Raw genomic sequence first — 621 nt, 5'->3', positions numbered from 1 at the left:
TCACTCCGTCCGGGGCCGTCGCGGCCACGGCGGGCCCGGTCGAGGCGGTGGAGGTCGCCTCCTCCCGTCCCGAGCTGCGGGGAGCCACGAAGGTGGTCTCCGGTGGCCGAGGTCTCGCGTCGAAGGAGAAGTTCGTGCTCGTCGAAGAGCTCGCCGACGCGCTCGGCGCGGCCGTCGGTGCGTCGCGCGCGGCCGTCGACGCGGGCTACATCCCGCAGTCCCATCAGGTCGGACAGACCGGCGTCTCGGTGTCGCCGCAGCTGTATGTCGCACTCGGCATATCCGGAGCGATCCAGCACCGCGCGGGCATGCAGACATCGAAGAACATCATCGCCATCAACAAGGACGCGGATGCGCCGATCTTCGACGTCGCGGACTTCGGCATCGTCGGCGATGTGTTCACCGTGGTCCCACAGGTGATCGCGGCACTCGAGGCACGGAAGAAGTAGCCATGGCGACGCGGATGCTGCGACGCGGTCTGCCGCGCGTGCCTGGAGGAGATCCCTGGCCTCCCGCTGATGCGGTGGCGGAGGATGCCACGGTGGATGATCGGGCGGCGGACGCGGTGACGAGCGCGGCGCCCGACGAGCCCGCGACAGGTTCGGAAGTCGCGGTGTCTTC

General features: G+C 69.7%; 1 protein-coding gene. It reads left to right on the top strand.

Features of this window, described 5'->3' with window-relative positions; genetic code table 11:
• On the top strand, positions 1-449 hold a 449-nt coding region (locus DSP71_RS05385), incomplete at its 5' end, for an electron transfer flavoprotein subunit alpha/FixB family protein (protein WP_147251212.1).
• Between the last annotated feature and the right edge of the window lie 172 nt (positions 450-621).

This window comes from Microbacterium sp. H6 (genome assembly GCF_003314775.1).
Classification (GTDB): Bacteria; Actinomycetota; Actinomycetes; order Actinomycetales; family Microbacteriaceae; genus Microbacterium; species Microbacterium oxydans.
This window is presented reverse-complemented; position numbering and strand designations above follow the sequence as displayed.